The organism is Flavobacterium soyae (assembly GCF_045348165.1).
Taxonomy (GTDB): domain Bacteria; phylum Bacteroidota; class Bacteroidia; order Flavobacteriales; family Flavobacteriaceae; genus Flavobacterium; species Flavobacterium soyae.
On record NZ_CP150845.1, the window covers coordinates 4,605,371 to 4,624,445 of the forward strand.

15 protein-coding genes are annotated in these 19,075 nt (G+C 34.0%); 12 read left to right on the forward strand and 3 right to left on the reverse strand.

Features of this window, described 5'->3' with window-relative positions:
• Window positions 1-44: 44 nt before the first annotated feature.
• The 8 genes from AABD74_RS19085 (at window position 45) to AABD74_RS19120 (ending at window position 10,864) form a co-directional block, all read left to right on the forward strand.
• Entirely contained in the window at window positions 45-689 is a 645-nt protein-coding gene (locus AABD74_RS19085) for a helix-turn-helix transcriptional regulator (RefSeq protein ID WP_232680174.1), read from the forward strand.
• Between the two features lie 59 nt (window positions 690-748).
• Window positions 749-1,090, forward strand: a complete 342-nt coding sequence (locus AABD74_RS19090; RefSeq protein WP_406843957.1) for an NHLP leader peptide family RiPP precursor — start codon at window positions 749-751, stop codon at window positions 1,088-1,090.
• Window positions 1,091-1,181: 91 nt separating this feature from the next.
• The gene (locus AABD74_RS19095; protein WP_406843958.1) at window positions 1,182-1,703 is read left to right on the forward strand and encodes a cyclic nucleotide-binding domain-containing protein; all 522 of its coding nucleotides are present in this window, start codon (window positions 1,182-1,184) and stop codon (window positions 1,701-1,703) included.
• Window positions 1,704-1,733: 30 nt separating this feature from the next.
• Window positions 1,734-3,302, forward strand: a complete 1,569-nt coding sequence (locus tag AABD74_RS19100; RefSeq protein ID WP_406843959.1) for a TolC family protein — start codon at window positions 1,734-1,736, stop codon at window positions 3,300-3,302.
• A gap of 17 nt (window positions 3,303-3,319) precedes the next feature.
• Window positions 3,320-4,582, forward strand: a complete 1,263-nt coding sequence (locus AABD74_RS19105) for an NHLP bacteriocin system secretion protein (protein ID WP_232680165.1) — start codon at window positions 3,320-3,322, stop codon at window positions 4,580-4,582.
• Window positions 4,583-4,591: 9 nt separating this feature from the next.
• A complete protein-coding gene (locus tag AABD74_RS19110; protein WP_406843960.1) occupies window positions 4,592-6,793 on the forward strand; it encodes an NHLP family bacteriocin export ABC transporter peptidase/permease/ATPase subunit in 2,202 nt (733 codons plus the stop codon).
• A gap of 10 nt (window positions 6,794-6,803) precedes the next feature.
• Complete coding sequence (locus AABD74_RS19115) at window positions 6,804-9,716, forward strand: NHLP bacteriocin export ABC transporter permease/ATPase subunit (protein WP_406843961.1); 2,913 nt, start codon at window positions 6,804-6,806, stop codon at window positions 9,714-9,716.
• Window positions 9,717-9,721: 5 nt separating this feature from the next.
• Window positions 9,722-10,864 (forward strand): DUF7005 family protein, encoded by a 1,143-nt coding sequence (locus AABD74_RS19120; RefSeq protein WP_406843962.1) that lies wholly within the window; start codon window positions 9,722-9,724, stop codon window positions 10,862-10,864.
• Window positions 10,865-10,980: 116 nt separating this feature from the next.
• Here AABD74_RS19120 and AABD74_RS19125 read toward each other — a convergent pair whose 3' ends face one another.
• Entirely contained in the window at window positions 10,981-11,670 is a 690-nt protein-coding gene (locus tag AABD74_RS19125; protein WP_232680156.1) for an SIMPL domain-containing protein, read from the reverse strand.
• Between the two features lie 52 nt (window positions 11,671-11,722).
• A complete protein-coding gene (locus tag AABD74_RS19130; RefSeq protein ID WP_406843963.1) occupies window positions 11,723-12,361 on the reverse strand; it encodes a rhomboid family intramembrane serine protease in 639 nt (212 codons plus the stop codon).
• 112 nt (window positions 12,362-12,473) lie between these two features.
• Here AABD74_RS19130 and AABD74_RS19135 point away from each other — a divergent pair, with 112 nt between their 5' ends.
• Window positions 12,474-13,349 (forward strand): lysophospholipid acyltransferase family protein, encoded by an 876-nt coding sequence (locus tag AABD74_RS19135; RefSeq protein WP_406843964.1) that lies wholly within the window; start codon window positions 12,474-12,476, stop codon window positions 13,347-13,349.
• A 208-nt stretch (window positions 13,350-13,557) separates the two neighbouring features.
• Window positions 13,558-15,036 carry a glycosyl hydrolase gene (locus tag AABD74_RS19140; protein WP_406843965.1) on the forward strand — a complete coding sequence of 493 codons (1,479 nt, stop codon included), beginning with the start codon at window positions 13,558-13,560 and terminating at the stop codon, window positions 15,034-15,036.
• A 68-nt stretch (window positions 15,037-15,104) separates the two neighbouring features.
• Here AABD74_RS19140 and glmM read toward each other — a convergent pair whose 3' ends face one another.
• Window positions 15,105-16,493, reverse strand: coding sequence for a phosphoglucosamine mutase (gene glmM / locus AABD74_RS19145; protein WP_232680147.1), 1,389 nt, complete (start codon window positions 16,491-16,493; stop codon window positions 15,105-15,107).
• Window positions 16,494-16,745: 252 nt separating this feature from the next.
• Between glmM and AABD74_RS19150 the strand changes: the two genes are divergently transcribed.
• Together AABD74_RS19150 and ggt are read left to right on the forward strand one after the other, a co-directional pair.
• A complete protein-coding gene (locus AABD74_RS19150) occupies window positions 16,746-17,330 on the forward strand; it encodes an ACP phosphodiesterase (RefSeq protein WP_232680145.1) in 585 nt (194 codons plus the stop codon).
• Window positions 17,331-17,361: 31 nt separating this feature from the next.
• Entirely contained in the window at window positions 17,362-19,044 is a 1,683-nt protein-coding gene (gene ggt, locus AABD74_RS19155) for a gamma-glutamyltransferase (protein WP_406843966.1), read from the forward strand.
• The last annotated feature ends 31 nt before the right edge of the window (window positions 19,045-19,075 follow it).

Consider the following 19,075-nt stretch of genomic DNA (forward strand, 5'->3'; position numbering starts at 1 on the left):
CAAATTATTGATTAACAGTTAATTCTATTAGAATCATGAATGAAATGATAAAAAATACCACAATAGATTGGTCTTCTCCAGATATTTTGAACCAGATAGTTCAGAATATTAAAAACCCGTTAGAAAACATTATTGAGGCCAGCAAGCCCAGTATAACAGATACTAAAACACAAAGTGAAATTATTTTTTCGAGCAGCAAACAAATTAATGACCTGATTGATGAAATTTTAGATGGAATCAAATCTAAATCGGTAAGCCTGACAGTTCAGGGACGTCCGGAAATTTTTGACATTTATGAATCTAATAAAAATGTTCAGGAATTGTGTGTAAATAAAATTAATCCACAAAAAGTGACAAAATTAGATCAGGACTGGTTACTGAATTTAGAAAAAGAAATTTACAATTCTATCAGCCAAAATGATATGAACCTTTATGAACTGTCTTATAAAATGGCAGTAAGCGAAAGACAGCTGCATAGAAAAATTGCAAATTTAGTTTACCTCACACCCAATAAGTACATCCGAATATTGAAACTTCATAGAGCTAAATACATGATTGACAATTATATACAAAACTCAATTTCACAAATAGCCTATTCTGTTGGGTACAACGATGTACATTATTTCTCAAAATTGTTTTCGTATCAATATGACATTTCACCTAAAGAACTAATAAATTCTTTACGGTAAAACGCTGTTAATCAAAACCATAAAAAATTAAACAAAATATAAATTTAAGACTAAATAAAATGATTTTAACAGAAGAACAAAAAAAGGGTCAGGATGTTTTTTTTAGGATAATTACAGAAGCCTGGGTAAACGATGATTTTAAAAAATCATTAATTACAAACCCCGAAGAAACATTAGAAAAGTTTTTTGGCAGAAAATTACCCATCGGAAAAAAGATCAAAGTGACAGACCAGTCTGATCCCGAATATCTGTACATCAATATTCCTATAAAGATGCAGCAAAAGGATCAGGAATTAGATGAAAAAAAGCTGGACAAATTAAGCGGAGGAACTTCTAATCGCACTAGTAGTACTACTGACTATGAAGGTTTATACGATTCTTTGGGGAATATGTATAAATAGAAAATTTCAGGTGTCAGAAATCACAGATTCTTTGTCTTAATCAACAAACGAATTACAAATAAATTAGTATAACCTTAAAAAAAATAAAATTATGAAAAAAGCACTTTTTTTCTTAGGTCAGTTTAATAACAGAGATGTAGAATGGTTCATTAACAATGGCCAGAAAATAGAATTAGGAAACGGTGAAAGACTTATCCAAAAAGGCAATTTTATTGATAGTCTATACATCGTGTTATCAGGTCAATTATCTGTATGTGCAGAGAATGGTGATAAGCAAGACATTGCAACATTAGGATCTGGAGAGGTTGTTGGCGAAATGTCTTTTTTAGAAACAAGACCGCCGTCAGTTTCTGTAATTGCTAAAAAAACATCCGTAGTTTATAAAATATCCCGCGAGGTGATCGAAATGCGGCTTACAACAAACCCGGATTTCAAAGCCAATTTTTATTATGGTTTAGCCTTGTTTCTGTCTAACAGATTAAGAAAAACAACAGATCAATTAGGTTACGGAACACCGGAAGAAGAAGATTTAATCGATACAAAAATTTTAGATGGTGTTGCACAGGCCGGCTCACGTTTTGGGCAGATTCTGCATCGATTTTCGGAGGCATAATAAAATATAAATTTTAAGACCAAAATTTAAATGAGATTATACTATTCCTTTTTTGCGATATGGATTGCAGCTGTTAATAACTTACAAAGCCAGTCTAAAATTAAATGTGATTTAACTGAAATTTCCAGCATAGCTTTTGACAAAAGCCCAAATATTAAAAGGACTTACTATGCGATACAAAATGCCGAAGGAGAACTTCAGGTACAATGGAGCACATTTGATTTTAATTTAAACTCGGCACTTTCTTATCAAAACAGCAGGCTGAATCTCTATGATGCTGATCCAAGAAATCAGTATATAGACAGATCGCTGAAGTCAAATTCAGTAGATTTTTCAGCTGGTTTGCAAAAAAGATTTAGGACTTCGCAAATTGCCGAAGTAAGTTTAAGATATCTCTATAATGACAGTAATTTTCCGCTTAATACATTCAATCAGTTTGTAGGGCCGTTTTATGGAAATCATACCGGGGTACTTAATTTTTCATTAACACAGCCTCTTTTAAGAGGAAGAGGAAAAAAAACAGCAACAACAGGAGAGAAAACAGCAAGCCTTTATATTGATAAAAACAAATTTGATTACGAGTTTACAAATTCATATGAAATCCTGCAAATTGGTATTGCTTATTGGACTTATTATACCGCATTTAAAAGCCTGGATGTTTACAAACAAAACGAAAGCCGGGTAAGGAACGTATTAGAAATAACAAAAGAATTAATAAAAGCAGACAAAAAACCTGAAAGCGATATGGCTCAGGTAAATGCCGATTTAACCAATCAGGAAAGGTTAACCTTTACTGCACAGCAAAATTTATATAACGCAAGATTAAATTTAGGAAGAGCAATAGGTTTATCTGACGAAGAAAGCCAGCAGCTGGGTGATCCTGCAAGCGATTTTCCGGTGGTTACAGAAAGTGGATACAAGGAAAATATCGATAAAAAAGCACTCATTAAAAGAGCCAAAGACAATCGAGGCGATTTAAAAGCCATTCAAAAAGTTACAGAAGCGGTAGAACTCCAATATCAATTGGCCGAAAATAATTTGAAACCTCAGCTGGATTTAACCGGTTTTGCCTATTACGGCAGCACAAGTGTGGGAAACGGAGTCGATAAAACATTCTCTTCATTTGTAAACAACCAGGGTCAGGATCTTGGCGTGGGAGCAAAATTGACCTTCACATTTGCTTTAAATAATAATCTGGCAAAAGGAAATTATTCGATTAATAAAATTGCTGTACAAGATCAGGCTATAATAAGCGATAATACCCGGCGAAATGTCGATTTAAATATAAATGCAGCACTTAATAACTTAAACAATAGTGTCTTAATTCTTGAAAAAGCAAAAGAATCTATGGGATTTCACAAAGAAGCTTTTGACAACGAACAAATAAAATTTCAAATGGGCCTAACCACTCTTTTAAATTTAATGTTGTTTCAGGAAAGATTCACCTATTCAGAATTAGAATATCTAAATGCAGAACAGCAGTTTTCAAATGCAATTATAAGCCTCAGACACGAAACAGGTACACTTGTCTCTAAAGAAAACCTTGATTTTAAAGTTATTCCAAATGCATTTTACACTGTTCCAAATACAGAAAATTAATAAAAAACCCAGAAACTATGTCAGCAAGTTTTTTCAGAAAATCAGCATTAGAAAAGCTTTCTACTCCAGAAAAATTAGATCAGTTAATTAAAGTTACAGGACCCAAAGCCTGGATCGCGCTTGTTACCGTTGCAGCAGCACTATTTACAGGTGTATTATGGGCATTTATGGGCACAGTAAAAACAAAACTAGATGTAATTGGGGTTGTTCAGGGAGGCGAAGTTCACGAAGTTGTAGCTACATCGCAGGGGCAGCTGGTAGAATTAAAAGTGGCAATTGGAGATCATGTAAAAAAAGGTGATGTCATTGCCACGATACAGCAGCCGGAACTGCACCAGCAAATAGAAGATGCAAAGGCAGTAGTATCAGATCGAAAATTTGAAATGGGAAAACTGGCTTCTTATGGAAGTCAGGGAACACAACTGCAAAGTGAATTGATTAAACAAACGCGCGTAAGTATTCAGGGCGAAATTGAAGCAGAAAAAAAGAAATTAATTTTCCTGAACAATCAGCTGGAATCAGAGAATGGTCTTCTTAGCAAAGGTTTAATAACCAAATCTGAAGTGGCAGTTACGAGACAGCAAATTGAAGCTTCAAAAAATACTATTGAACGTTTAAAAGGACAAACTGTAGAAACCTCGACACAGCAGCACAATTTAGGTTATGATCTGCAGCAAAAAGTAACATTGCAAAGCCAGAGAATTGCTGAAGCCGAACGAAATCTCCAATTTTTAACCGAAAGATACGATCAGCAGAAAAACATAAAAAGCCCGTATGACGGAGAAGTTATAGAGGTTTTAACAGATGCGGGAATTGTTGTCGCTGCTGGAACTCCCCTATTTAAACTCAAAAACCTCAGCGAAGCAAAACTAGCTGTGTTAAAAGGAGTTTTATACATTCCGTCACAAGATGGAAAAAAAATACGAAAAGGCATGGAAGCTTTAGTAGTTCCGTCGACCGTTCAGCCGCAGGAATATGGATTTATAAAAGGAAAAGTAACTTATGTTTCTGATTTTCCTGTTACACAGCAAGGTATGCTGACTTCTGTTAAAAACGATCAGCTAGCAAAAGGACTTTTGGCACAAGGCCCATTATTTGAAGTTCATGTTGATTTTGAAAAAGACCCAAAATCGTATAGCGGATTTAAATGGACATCGGCAAAAGGACCGGATATTTTTATAAAAGAAGGTACTTCATGCATGGGAAAAGTAACCATAAAACAAGAACCTCCTGTAACGATAGTAGTTCCCGCATTCAAGAAATTTTTTGATTTATATTAATAAATACAAATGGGAGATATTGCAAATTTTGTTATTGAAAAACAAGCCCGGCCAGTTAAGGTTCCAACTGTATTACAGATGGAAAGCGTGGAATGCGGCGCGGCAGCTTTAAGTATTATTTTAGGACATTTTGGTAAATTCGTTCCTTTAGAAAAATTAAGAATAGCTTGCGGTGTTTCCAGAGATGGGCTTAAAGCAACTAACATCATTAAGGCCGCTAAAGAGTTTGGGTTAGACGCAAAAGGATATGCCAAATCTATTGAAAAGCTAATGCAGATTAAAACGCCTGCCATCATTTTTTGGAATTTTAATCACTTCTTAGTACTCGAAGGTTTTACCAAAAAAAAGGTATACTTAAGCGATCCTGCCCAAGGAAGATACTCCGTAAGCCATCAGGAATTTGATGATGCTTATACCGGAGTGGTTTTGACTTTTGATCCTAACGAAAGTTTTGAAAAAGGAAATGAGAAAAAAGGACTTATGGGTTCTTTACTTTCAAGAGTAGCCAGTTCTAAATTAAGCATAACTTACATCATTATTGCCAGTTTATTTTTAGTAATTCCGGGTTTAATAATTCCTTCGTTTCTTACCGTTTTTATAGATAAATATCTGGTCAACAATTTTTCTGGTTTTGTAATGCCGTTATTGTTGATAATGGGCGGAATCTTAATTATTAATTCGGTTTTAGTATATCTTCAGCAATACTTTTTACTCAAGCTGGAAACAAAATTAGCCTTAGTTACTTCCAGTAAATTTTTGTGGCATGTTTTTCATTTACCAATTGCTTTTTTCACACAGCGTTATAGCGGAGAAGTTGGCAACAGGGTTTCTTTAAATGATAAAGTTGCCAAATTATTAAGCGGTGATTTAGCTAATGCAGCCTTAAATGTTATAGTGGTCATTTTTTATGCGATATTAATGTTTTCTTATGATGTTACGCTGACCTTAATCGGGATTTTTATGGCGGCATTAAATATCATCATCTTAAAATGTGTGGCCACAGCCAGAAAAGACGGAAGCCGCCGATTGAGTAATGAAACCGGAAAATTGTTAGGTACAACTACTTCTGGAATCAGCATGATTGAAACCTTAAAAGCATCCGGAAGAGAAAATGATTTTTTTACCAACTGGATTGGATATTTGGCCAAAGTAATGAACGCACAGCAAGAACTGGGCTGGTTAACTATTCGATTAAATGTTCTTCCTAGTTTGATCACATCATTAACAAATTTCTTAATTCTGGGAATTGGAGCTTTACGAATTATGGACGGCGAAATGACCCTTGGAGCATTAGTAGCCTTTACTTATTTGATGAACAATTTTATTACACCCGTTAACCAATTGGTAACCGTAGGTAATACACTGCATGAAACAGAAAGTGACATGGGCCGAATAGATGATGTATTGAATTATGAAATTGATAATCAGTTTAGAGAAAAAGAATCCAATAAAAACTCACAGTCTGACCATAACGAAATTCCTAAAAACAAACTAATTGGGTATTTTGAAATGAAAGATGTCACATTTGGGTATAACACAACAATGCCGGCATTAATAGAAAATTTCAATTTAAAATTAAAACCCGGAAGCAGAGTTGCCTTAGTAGGAGGTTCTGGAAGTGGAAAATCAACAGTAGCCAAAATAGCTTCAGGACTTTATGATCCGTGGAAAGGTGAAGTTTTATTAGATGGAAAAAAAAGAGAAACCATTGCAAGAAACATCATTACAAGTTCATTAGCCGTAGTAGATCAGGATGTTATTGTATTTAATGGTACAATTAAAGAAAACATCTCTTTTTGGGATTCTATGATTTCAGAAAAACACATTATAAATTCTGCACGCGATGCTGCAATTCACGATGTTATTTCTGCCAGAAGTGATGGTTATGACAGCGCTGTAATGGAAGGCGGAACCAATTTTAGCGGCGGACAGCGTCAGCGTATCGAAATTGCCAGAGCCTTATCCGGTAACCCGACTATCTTAGTTATGGATGAAGCCACCAGTGCCCTTGATCCAACTACTGAAAAAACGGTAATGGATAATATCAAGAAAAGAGGCTGTACCTGCCTGATTGTAGCGCACAGACTAAGCACTATTATTGATTGTGACGAAATAATAGTAATGGAACTGGGAAAAATAGTAGAACGTGGTTCTCATCAGGAATTGCTAAAACAAAATGGAGTTTATGCGCATCTGATCGAATCAAAATAAATTTAATACCATGTCAGTGAAAGAGAAAATACATATAGGCGTTGAAAATCCATTGATTCTTAATAGTACAGACAGTTTCTGGATGGTTATTTCGGGTGAAGTAAATGTGTTTCATACTAAAATTGATAAAGACGGAGAGTATTTATGCCCTTTAAAATTCCTGTATGCTGCAAAACAAGGCGAATTACTATTTAGCTTATTACCTCGGGATTGTACCCAAAATATTAGATTAATCGTTTATTCGAATGAAGCTAAATTACTGGCAATTCAAAAAAGTGATCTTTTGAATATTGATCCTTTCTTTTTGAAAAATCTGATCAATAAATGGATATCAAAAACATCCTCCGAATTAAATTTTCAAAACACACCAAGAGTTTATACCGCCCTTGATGACTTTAACACAATAAATTTAAAAGAAAATACGGTTGCATATCCTTCACACGGCATAAACTGGGTAAGCTTAAACTGCGGAAGTCTTTCTGCCTTTTCATCTGATATTGTTGTAAATTTTGATGATACTTCTAATTTTCCAATTCCTGTATCGAATAAATTATGGGTAAAATCCCTATCTGACCAAACAGAAATTAAAATACTAAGCACCAGAGAAGTTATAGAGGAAGAAGTGAATCTTTTGATTTCTTTAGAAAAAATACAATCTTATTTTTATGCACAGCTTTGTAAAACAATAGAAAACAATAGTGTTTTTGAAAATGAGCATTTTAATGCTAAACTGGTCAGTGAAGAAGATGAGTTAAAAAACACACTCGAAAAAATAAAATCTATAGTAACAGGCAATAAAAAAAGTGTACCGCATGTAGCCCCTTCAAAGCTAAATAAACAAAACATACTCTATTCTACATGTCAGGTTATAGCAGATCACAGCCAATTTAAATTTGAAGAACCCAAACATATTGATGCAAACGAAACCAGCGCAAAAAACCTGCTGTATGCCATTGCAAAAAGTTCTAAAATAAGAGTCCGCAAAATCATTTTAAGAGATGCCTGGTGGAAAGAAGAAAACGGGCATTTACTGGCCTTTACCAAACAAAAAAACGAACCCGTTGCGCTTATACAAAAAACGTCCAGTTCTTATCTAATAAAAAATTTATCCGATGGCTCTGAGTCAATTGTCAACAACGAAATAGCTGACTCTTTAGAACCAATTGGTTATATGTTTTTTTCTGGGTTCGATGTCAAAATGGATTCCATGAAAAAGGTATTAAATTTTGCTATGAATGGCGTTAAAAAAGATGCCAAATTATTAATTCTGGCTTCATTTGCAGGAAGCCTGATTGGGCTGTTAGTCCCTGTTTTATCAGGAGTTATTTTTGATGATGTTATTCCGGCGGCAGACAGATCCATACATTTAGAAATATTTAGTATCATGATTGTGATCGCTTTTGTAACTGCAGGACTTCAGCTTGTACAGGGTGTATTGCAAATGAGAGTAGAATCAAAATCCAGTATTAATCTCCAGGCAGGTGTAATGGATTATATATTGCGACTACCGGTAACTTTTTATAAAAAATATACCGCAGGAGATCTTACTAACAGGGTTTTGAGTATCAATTCGATCCGGCAAATACTTTCAAATACCTTAATGACGGCAGTATTAAGCGGAGCATTCTCTTTTGTAAATCTGATACTTCTTTTTTATTATGACTCCAGTTTAGCCTGGATTGGTGTAGGTTTAGCTGTAATTGCTATTGTTTTTATGATAACTATTGGCTGTTTAAAATTAAAATACGATCGGGAAGTTTCGAAATATCAGGGAGAAATTCAGGGTTTTCTTTTTGAATTTTTATCCGGTATCAGCAAAATAAGAATAACAGGCGGAGAACGAAGAGTTTTTACCCTGTGGGCAGAAAAATTTTCAAAACTAAAACAATTAGGATTCAGTTCTGGCAGTTATCAGAATTTTGTTGAAATTTTCAATAGCTCCTATCCCCTTTTTACCAGTATTTTCTTTTTCTCTTTTATCTACTACAGTGTAGTCAACCCAGGTGCTGCAGGAGCAAACATAATGTCTGTAGGTTCATTTATGGCATTTATTACAGCTTTTAATAAATTTTTAGGCGATAGTTTAAGGTTAAGTATGGCATTTATAACTTCCTTAAATGTTATTCCGCTGTACGAAAGGGTAAAACCAATTTTAGAAGAAGAAGCAGAATCTATGGATCAGAGTATTGATCCGGGCGAATTGGCCGGAGATATCGAAATGAATTCCGTTTCGTTTAGATACAACGAAAATCAGCCTTTGATTTTAAAAAATATTACCTTCAAAATTAAACCGGGCGAAATGGTTGCTTTTGTTGGCCCTTCGGGTTCCGGAAAATCAACTATTATGAGACTGCTTTTAGGATTCGAACATGCTGAAATGGGCTCTATATATTATGATGGAAATACTTTTGACACCATGAACAAAGAGCTTGTAAGAAGACAAATAGGTGTTGTACTGCAAAATGGAGCATTGATGGCCGGCAGCATTTACCAGAATATTGTCGGGAATTCTGAATTGACCTTAGATGATGCATGGGATGCGGCGCGTATGGCAGGAATGGAAGAAGATATCAAGAATATGCCAATGGAAATGCACACCCTTGTCAGCGAAGGTGCAGGAACATTTTCTGGCGGACAAAGACAACGACTTATGATTGCAAGAGCGATTGTGCATAAACCAAGATTACTGTTTATGGATGAAGCCACAAGTGCGCTCGATAACAGGACCCAAAATATTGTAGCCGAAAGTTTAGACAAACTTCAGGCTACACGTATTGTGATCGCACATAGATTAAGCACCATACAAAACGCAGATCGTATTTATGTTCTGGATCAAGGAGAAATCAAAGAATGTGGCACTTATGAAGAGTTAATGCAGCAAGATGGCATATTTACACAACTGGCTAAACGCCAAATTTCGTAATGATCATGAATAATTCATTTCTCCCCGAACCAATTGATCAAGCTGCATCAATTGATTTATCAGACAAACTTAAAGCTTATCTTTTTAATAAGTTTCCTTTAAATGATGACTGCACAGCTTCAAGTTTTACCGAAGGCACAGAAATTCAATTCTGGGAAGATTTTTTAATGAATTTTTCAAATGGAAAAGATATTTTTAATGCGCTAAAAGAATGTTATCCGTCATTAAATTTTCTAATTGATAAAGAAATTGATAAAGCCGAATTGTATAACAACATGCTTTTAAAAGGAACAACAAACGATATAAAATTAACTTCTTACATAAAATTAGAAGACACAAAAAATATCAGTTTAGAACTTCATGAAAGTATTGCAGGCAAAATCCCGGTTTTAACCATTCCTAATAATGAAGATTTTGTAAAAATACTACAGTCCATAATACATAAAAACAATCCCTTGCCTATTCCTGCATCAATGGGAGCTGTGTTATTAAATGGTCTTAATAACTCGAAACGGTTTAATATCATTAAAAAAAACTGGCTGCAGAACAATCCTTTTGGAGACTGGAATACCGAGTTTTCAAACAACATTATGCTTAAAAAATCTTTGTATAAAGATAAATTGATCATTTTAAGTACAAAACCTTACAGCAATGTAACTGCAAGTCAATTGGGACTGGAAGAAGATTTATGGATTTCATACTCCATTTCTATTCGAAAAGAACATGAATTTACGCATTTATATACGCTCAAAAAATACGGACAGGCAACTAATAACCTGCATGATGAGCTGATAGCAGACTATATTGGAATTGTTAAAACAATATGGAATTATAATAAAGTCTGGATGCTGACCTTTATGGGATTAGAAAATTATCCCCATTACAGAGAAGGTGCCCGACTAGAAAATTATGTAAAAGAAAGTAAATTATCACCGGATGATTTTAAACAATTGATTACCATAATAAAAAATGCTATTGAAAACATTGCCATTTTTGATAAAGCTGTGGGTAAAGTAAAATCGATTAAAGATCAAACATGCAGAATAGATGCGCTTTGTGAAATAAGTTTAATTGATTTAGCATCTGCAAATGGTGCCGCTTTATTGATTGATATTTATTATGAAAATTTTCATCGGACCTTATTTTAATAACTCATTTTAAAAAATAAGCTCAAATAAACATTAAAAGAAAAGCAAAAAAAAATTCCAAATCCCAATCTAAAAATTGGAATTTGGAATTTAATATTATTTGGAATTTAAATTATTTAGTCAAGAATAAAACTTACACTAACATTTGCAGTAATTTCGATTTCTCCAATTGCTAATGTTTCGTTTGAAGCTCCTGCACTATCAGCCTCCATTGACTTCATAGCCGCATACATTGGCTGTGGATGATAAATTTGTGAATTATCTGAAATAACATAAGCTTTCCCTACTTTTTGACCTAAAACTGAAACGTAATCTTCTGCCTTTGCCTTAGCATCTTTCATCGCTAATTTTCTGGCTTCTGACTGTAATGATGTTAATTTAGAAGATTCAAAAGAAACTCTGTCTATACGATTAATTCCCTGCTGTACCAAACCTTCCATCAATTCATCATATTTAGATAAATCTTTTAAAACGATTTCTACAGTTTGTCTCGCATTGTAGCTTGTTTTCTTTTTCTCGTAATCGTATTGCGGATTAAGTGCAACTTGTTTTGTTTTGAAATCTGCTGCAGGAAGGTTCATTTTTTTTATGAATTTTAAAACAGCATCCATTTTTTCGTCATTTTGCTTTTTGACATCTTTAGCATTATTCCCTTTTGTTTCAACCGTAGCTGAAATACAAACCTGATCAGGTGCTACTTTTACTTTTCCTTCTCCATTTACATTAATTTGAGGAATTTGTTTGGTTTCTTGGCTGTAAGACATAGTCATAAACATGATTGTTAAAAATAATACTAATTTTCTCATTTCTGTTATATTTTAAGTTATTGATAAAGGCCTGTCAAAAGTTATGCCAGCATTACAATTTCCCCAATTTAGCCATTCCAAAAAGAATCAAAATTGGAATTAATAATAAAACAACCATAAAGGTTTCATTATAGATTAATGAAGGCTCTTTTATCAAAGTAATTAAGTATCCGCCAATTGCACCTCCAAAATGCGCTGTGTGGCCAATATTGTCATTTTTAGCTTTCATTCCATAAATAGAATACAATAAATATAAAATTCCGAAAAGGTAAGCAGGAATCGGAATTATACCAAAAATTCCAAGCATCATATCAGGGTGAAGCAAAATCGCAGAATACAAAACCCCGGTTACAGCTCCAGATGCTCCAACAGCACGATAACTGTAATCGTTTTTATGAAACAGCATTGTCAATAAACTTCCAAAGATCAAACTTCCAAAATATACTAAAGCAAAGGAAACTTTTCCAAGCCCGTTAGTAACAACCGGAGCAAAAAACCAAAGTGTCAGCATATTAAACGCCAAGTGCATAAAATCGGCGTGTAAAAAACCAGACGAAAGCATTCTGATTTGTTCTCCCGCTCGAATGCTTCCTACATGAAATTCGTATTTTCTAAAAAAATAAAGATCGTTAAAACCTTTATAGCTAATCAGTACATTGGCTACTATAATTCCAATTAAAATGATATTCATAAATAATATTTAATGTGAATGGTAAAGATAATCAATATCAAACATAAGTTGATGAGAATCCAAAATATCGAGCTTATTCATTTTTACATTATATTTGCAGAAAAATTTTTAGATGCAATTTATTGTTTATATAATAGCCTTCCCCTTACTTTGGCTTATCTCTATACTCCCATTTCGTTTATTTTATTTGTTTTCAGATCTTGTCTGCTTTCTTGTTTATAGAATTATTGGATATCGTAAAAAAATAGTACGCGAAAATCTGGCACTTACTTTTCCTCATTTAAGTAATGCTGAAAGAAAAAAAATTGAGAAAAAATTCTACCACCATATGTGTGATATGTTTTTAGAGATGATAAAAACAATGAGTATTACACCTGAAGAAATGGAAAAAAGATTTCATGTAACTAATATTGAATTAGTACATGAATATGCAAAACAAGGTAAAAGTGTAATTCTTGTCGCTTCACATTATGCAAGTTATGAATGGCTTTTAACAATAAACCCTAAAATTGGTTTTCAGGGAATTGCAGTTTATAAAAAAATTGCCAATCCTTATTTTGACAAATTGATTCGAAAAATTCGTTCAAAATACAATACCGAATTAGTCGAAACAAGAAAAGCAATCCCAACAATGGCCCAAAATCAGCGTGATGGAAAACTAAGCATGTATGGACTTGCCAGTGATCAATCGCCTAAATTGGACAGGATTTTTCATTCGATGAAATTTATGGGCATAGAAGTTCCCGTGCATACAGGAGCCGAAATGCTTGCAAAAAAATATAATTTAAGCGTAATCATGGTAAAAGTAAAAAAAGTTTCAAGAGGTTATTATGAAGCTGCTTTTTTATCTATTGCTGATAATCCTAATGATTATAAAAATTTTGACATTACAGAAAAATACCTGAAAGAGGTAGAAAAACAAATTCTTGAAGCTCCAGAATTTTATCTATGGACACACAAAAGGTGGAAACACCGCGTGAATAAATAATTTACAAAAGAAAATCCAAAAAGTAATTACTGCTTTTTGGATTTTCTTTTTTACTGAAATCTACAGTTTTCATCATAAGATTTTTAAAGGCTTTAAAATACATTTTGATGGGTTTTTGTAATATTTTTTTTTGACTTAAAAACTACCCAAACCATATAAATTTGGAGTTAACTAAATCTAATAAAAAAACCTCATCAAAATTTTAACCATGATTAAAAAGTTACTTTTTATATTTTCGTTAATAACAATTACAACATTTGCACAAAGTCCAAAACGCGGAATTGCTTATGGAAATAATTCAACAGCCGATTTATTAGCGCTTAAACCCGGGATTTCCTGGTGGTACAATTGGGGATCACTTCCTGAAAATGACGTTAATGCTAATTATCAAACTCTTGGTGTAGAATATGTTCCAATGGTATGGGGCAAAATAAGTGATGCCGAAGTACAAGTATTTATAGATCGTATTAAACCTGGAGCAAAATATCTTTTAGCTTTTAATGAACCAAATTTTAATGACGGTGCGCGTTTAACTCCGCAGGAAGCTGTAAATGCATGGGTAAATGTAGAGAAAATCTCCGCTGCAAAAAATCTCGAAATTGTCAGCGCCTCTCCCGCTTATAACGGCCCTGATAATTATGGCGGATACAGTGACCCCGTAGCCTGGCACAATCAGTTTTTTCTTTTATGCCCAAATTGTAAAGTCGATTATATTGCTTTTCATACTTATGATAATTCTGCAGGTTCAGTTATTGGTGTTACCGGAAACCTTAAAAATTTCAATCGTCCGGTTTGGGTAACAGAATTTGCAAACCGGGTTATTCAGTCTGAAACAGATAAAATTTCGTTTATGAAACAAATCGTAAACAGCTTTGAAAATGATCCGGATATTTACAGATATTCATGGTTTACCGGCCGTGTTCCTTCAAATTGGACAGATATGCTCGAAGGACAATTACTAAGCCTCACAAGCGGCATTTTAAAACCAATTGGAACTACTTACATAAATGAGAGTTTCACAGCAAAAAAAATGAATGTTCCAGGTAGAATAACTGCCAACAAACATTATAGAAGAAAAGGAACCGGATTACAAAATACTACAGATTCTGGAACCGGACAAAATGTATGTTTTATAGACAGCGGCGACTGGAACGAATTTATGCTAAATGTCGCCAATGCCGGAAGTTATAATCTAACTTTTAGAGTTGCTTCGCCAGCTATTCCCGGAAAATTTGACATTCTGGTAAATGATATTGTAGTAAAAACAGATGAAACGTTTCCTGTAACTGGCGGATATCAAACTTATGCAGACAAAGTTGTAAACGGAGTTACATTACCAAAAGGTGAAGTTTATTTGAAAATTAAATTCAAATCAAACGATATGAATTTTAATTATATTGATGCAGCCTCAGGAAATTTGGGTGTAAATGATCCGAAAACTGATAGTGATTCTTTTACCGTTTATCCAAATCCAATTAAAGTTGAGTCTACACTTCATATAAAATCATTTACAACAGAACCTATATCTCTAAAAATAGTGGATATGAAAGGAAGTGTGTGTTTCTCTTCTAATGATTACTCTACAAATGAAGATATTAAGATTGGTGATAAATTAGCCGCTGGGGTTTATATTGTAAATATTTCGTATGGTTCGGTTACCAAATCAATGAAAATTATAAAGAACTAATTTTTAACTATACAAAAAACGCCTTCCATAAATTTGAAAGGCGCTTTTTTTATTTGTCATTGCAAAAGTTATATTCCTGCAATTACTTTTATTTCATCAATAATTCGAAGTGCTAAAGTATCAGCTTCTTTTTGAGAAGGTGCTTCAGTATAAATTCGAATAATTGGTTCTGTATTAGATTTTCTTAAATGAACCCATTCATTAGCAAAATCAATTTTAACGCCGTCAATTGTCGAAATATCTTCGTTTTTGTATTTCTCTGTCATAGTAGTTAAAATCGCATCAACATCAATTTGAGGTGTTAATTCAATTTTATTTTTGCTCATATAATATTCCGGATAAGAAGCTCTCAATGCCGAAACTGCTATTTTTTTATTCGCTAAATGCGTTAAAAACAAAGCAACTCCCACCAAACTGTCACGTCCGTAATGCAATTCAGGATAAATAATTCCACCGTTACCTTCGCCGCCAATAACTGCATTGTTCTTTTTCATTAATTCCACAACATTTACCTCTCCTACTGCACTTGCTTCGTATTTTCCGTTATGTCCGTTTGTTACGTCACGCAATGCACGGGACGAAGACATATTCGAAACCGTATTTCCCGGAGTTTTACTTAAAACATAATCTGCACAGGCAACTAATGTATATTCTTCACCAAACATTTCGCCGTCTTCACTAATAAAAGCCAAACGATCAACATCCGGATCAACAACAATTCCTAAATGCGCTTTTTCTTTTACAACTAATTCAGAAATATCCGTCAAATGCTCTTTTAAAGGTTCTGGATTATGCGGAAAATGTCCGTTTGGTTCACAGTATAATTTTACCACTTCAACGCCCATTTGTTCTAACAAGTTCGGAATTATAATTCCTCCCGAAGAATTCACACCGTCAACAACAACTTTAAACTTTGCGTCCTTTACAGCCTGAACATCAACTAAAGGTAAATTCAATACTTCATCAATATGAATATCCATATAAGCATCATTAAGCGTAATTTCTCCAAGATTATCAACATCAGAGAAATCAAAAGCTTCAGCTTCGGCAATTTCAAGAATTTTAGCGCCGTCATCACCACTTAAAAATTCTCCTTTTTCATTTAATAATTTTAAAGCATTCCATTGTTTTGGATTATGAGATGCCGTTAAAATAATTCCTCCATCTGCTTTTTCAAGAGGAACCGCAACTTCAACCGTAGGCGTTGTCGAAAGCCCAAGATCTATTACATTAATTCCTAAACCTATTAAAGTATTTACAACAAGATTATGAATCATTGGCCCTGAAATTCTAGCATCTCGGCCTATTACAACTGTTAGTTTTTCTTTTGAAGTATTGTTTTTTAGAAAAGTTCCGTATGCCGATGCAAATTTTACAGCGTCAACAGGAGTCAGGTTATCTCCCACTTTTCCACCGATTGTTCCTCGTATTCCTGAAATCGATTTTATTAAAGTCATCTTTGTGAGTTCTGTTATTTTATTACAAATATAAAAAAGTTACTAAGGTTCTGAGGTGCTAAGAGGCTAAGATTTTAAAAAAAGTTACTATGGCTCGAAGTTGCTAAGAGGCTAAGATTATTAAAAAATAATTAATAACAAAAGTCTAAAGCAGAATAATATAACAAAACGATCTAAAAAAGTTTTCATACTTTTACTAAAACAACTTAGTTTCTTAGCAACTTAGAACCTTAGTAACCTAGATAAAAAAAAATGAATTTCTTAGCCCATATATATCTTTCCGGTGATAATGACTTAATTAAAATTGGCAATTTTATGGCTGACGGCATTCGCGGAAAACAGTTTGAACATTTTCCGCAAGATGTTCAAAAAGGAATTCTTTTGCACCGATTTATTGACACTTATACTGACTCTCATGATGTTTTTAGACAAAGTACAAGGCGTCTACATGATAAATACCACCATTATTCGGGAGTAATTATAGATATAGTTTACGATCATTTTTTAGCCAAAAACTGGGCAAATTATTCCGATGAAAAATTAGAAGATTTTATTAATCGTTTTTACAATTCACTGCATGAAAATTATGCTGTTTTAACCGAAAAAACTCAAGGCTTAATGCCTTACATGATTGAAAGAAACTGGCTTTTAAGTTACAGAACTGTCGAAGGAATCCATCAAATTTTAACTCAGATGGACAGAAGGTCGAGAAATGTTTCAAAAATGCAGTTTGCCAGTGAAGAATTAAAAGAATTTTATACAGAATTTGAACAGGAATTTACTCTCTTTTTTGAGGATGTTCAACAACAAGCCAAACAAAAGTTACTTTCCTTATAAATCTAACCATTTTATAAAATATGTTCTTGTTATGAAAAAAATTTCACTTCTTATTTATTTTATATCTTTTTATAGTTTTGCACAGCATGCTGCAGCACCAACTGGTTTAACAGCTTCAAAAGCAATGGTCGTTTCGGCTCGCATAGAAGCATCAAAAATTGGTGTAGAAATAATGAAAAAAGGCGGTAATGCATTTGATGCCATGGCCGCAACCGAACTGGCTCTGGCAGTAGCCTATCCGTATGCGGGAAATCTTGGCGGCGGCGGATTTATGGTTTACCGAAAAGCAAATGGCGAAGTTGGAAGTTTAGATTACCGTGAAAAAGCGCCGCTTGCTGCAACAAAAAATATGTTTCTGGACAAAGACGGAAATGTAATTCCCGGAAAAAGCACCGAAACTCCTTTTGCAATAGGCGTTCCCGGAACCATAGCCGGAGTTTTTGCCGTTCATAAAAAATTTGGTTCTCTGCCCATGTCAGAAATCTTAAAACCTGTTATTGCACTTGCAGAAAAAGGTGTCGTTGTAACACTAAAACAGCAAAAACAGCTTGAGAATTATCATGATGCCATTGTAAAAGCAAATGGACCAACTACATTAATGGCCGGAAAGTTTAAGGAAGGCGATACAATCAAATATCCTGCGCTTGCCAGTACGCTTAAACGAATTTTAAAAGGCGGAAAAGATGAATTTTACAAAGGCAAAACTGCTCAGGTTTTAGTTGATTATCTTAAGAAAAAAGGCGGTATTATTACGCTGAAAGATTTAGCATCTTACGAAGCAAAATGGAGGAATCCGCTGCAGTTTGATTACAAAGATTTAAAGATTACTTCGATGGGTCCGCCAAGCAGCGGCGGTATTTGTCTGGCACAGATTCTGAAAATGATTTCTCCATTTTATTTATCAAAAATGAAGCATAATTCAGAACAGTCGATTCAGGTAATTGTTGAAGCAGAAAGAAGAGCTTATGCCGATAGAAGTCAGTTTTTAGGAGATCCCGATTTTGTAAAAATTCCAATTAATGGCCTTTTATCAGATTCTTACTTAAAAGAAAGAATGTCGAATTTTGACTCAGAGAAAGCTTCATTATCATCAGAAATAAAAGAAGGAAAAATTACGTATAACGAAAGTACCGAAACAACGCATTATTCAATTGTAGATCAATTTGGAAATGCTGTTTCTGCAACCACAACAATAAATGACGGTTTTGGGTCTAAATATTATTGTGATGAATTAGGCTTTTTCTTAAACAACGAAATGGATGATTTTAGTGCAAAACCGGGATCACCAAATATGTTTGGATTAGTTGGAAACGAAGCCAACAGCATTGCCCCTCAAAAAAGAATGCTAAGTTCTATGACACCGACAATTGTAGAAAAAAACGGAAAATTATTTATGGTTGTAGGTTCTCCGGGCGGGTCTACCATTATAACATCTGTATTGCAGACTATCCTAAATGTTTACGAGTATAATTTAAGTATGCAGGCAGCTGTAAATGCACCTCGTTTTCATCATCAATGGCTTCCGGATCTTATTACATTTGAGCCAAATACGTTCAATTATAATACTATCGAAAGTTTAAAAGCTAAAGGATATTTAATCAACGAAAAAACTACACCTGTAATTGGTAAAGTAGATGCCATTTTGGTTCTGCCAGACAATACTCTTGAGGGAGGTGCCGATTTTCGTGGTGATGACAAAGCTGCGGGATTTTAAAGTAAAAAGATTTTAGTAGAAAAATTTGACA

Excerpts from the sequence above, each read along its gene's own strand:
- AABD74_RS19085 (WP_232680174.1), top strand. The coding sequence starts at position 45 with ATGATAAAAAATACCACAATAGATTGGTCTTCTCCAGATATTTTGAAC.
- AABD74_RS19090 (WP_406843957.1), top strand. The coding sequence starts at position 749 with ATGATTTTAACAGAAGAACAAAAAAAGGGTCAGGATGTTTTTTTTAGG.
- AABD74_RS19095 (WP_406843958.1), top strand. The coding sequence starts at position 1,182 with ATGAAAAAAGCACTTTTTTTCTTAGGTCAGTTTAATAACAGAGATGTA.
- AABD74_RS19100 (WP_406843959.1), top strand. The coding sequence starts at position 1,734 with ATGAGATTATACTATTCCTTTTTTGCGATATGGATTGCAGCTGTTAAT.
- AABD74_RS19105 (WP_232680165.1), top strand. The coding sequence starts at position 3,320 with ATGTCAGCAAGTTTTTTCAGAAAATCAGCATTAGAAAAGCTTTCTACT.
- AABD74_RS19110 (WP_406843960.1), top strand. The coding sequence starts at position 4,592 with ATGGGAGATATTGCAAATTTTGTTATTGAAAAACAAGCCCGGCCAGTT.
- AABD74_RS19115 (WP_406843961.1), top strand. The coding sequence starts at position 6,804 with ATGTCAGTGAAAGAGAAAATACATATAGGCGTTGAAAATCCATTGATT.
- AABD74_RS19120 (WP_406843962.1), top strand. The coding sequence starts at position 9,722 with ATGAATAATTCATTTCTCCCCGAACCAATTGATCAAGCTGCATCAATT.
- AABD74_RS19125 (WP_232680156.1), bottom strand. The coding sequence starts at position 11,670 with ATGAGAAAATTAGTATTATTTTTAACAATCATGTTTATGACTATGTCT.
- AABD74_RS19130 (WP_406843963.1), bottom strand. The coding sequence starts at position 12,361 with ATGAATATCATTTTAATTGGAATTATAGTAGCCAATGTACTGATTAGC.
- AABD74_RS19135 (WP_406843964.1), top strand. The coding sequence starts at position 12,474 with ATGCAATTTATTGTTTATATAATAGCCTTCCCCTTACTTTGGCTTATC.
- AABD74_RS19140 (WP_406843965.1), top strand. The coding sequence starts at position 13,558 with ATGATTAAAAAGTTACTTTTTATATTTTCGTTAATAACAATTACAACA.
- glmM (WP_232680147.1), bottom strand. The coding sequence starts at position 16,493 with ATGACTTTAATAAAATCGATTTCAGGAATACGAGGAACAATCGGTGGA.
- AABD74_RS19150 (WP_232680145.1), top strand. The coding sequence starts at position 16,746 with ATGAATTTCTTAGCCCATATATATCTTTCCGGTGATAATGACTTAATT.
- ggt (WP_406843966.1), top strand. The coding sequence starts at position 17,362 with ATGAAAAAAATTTCACTTCTTATTTATTTTATATCTTTTTATAGTTTT.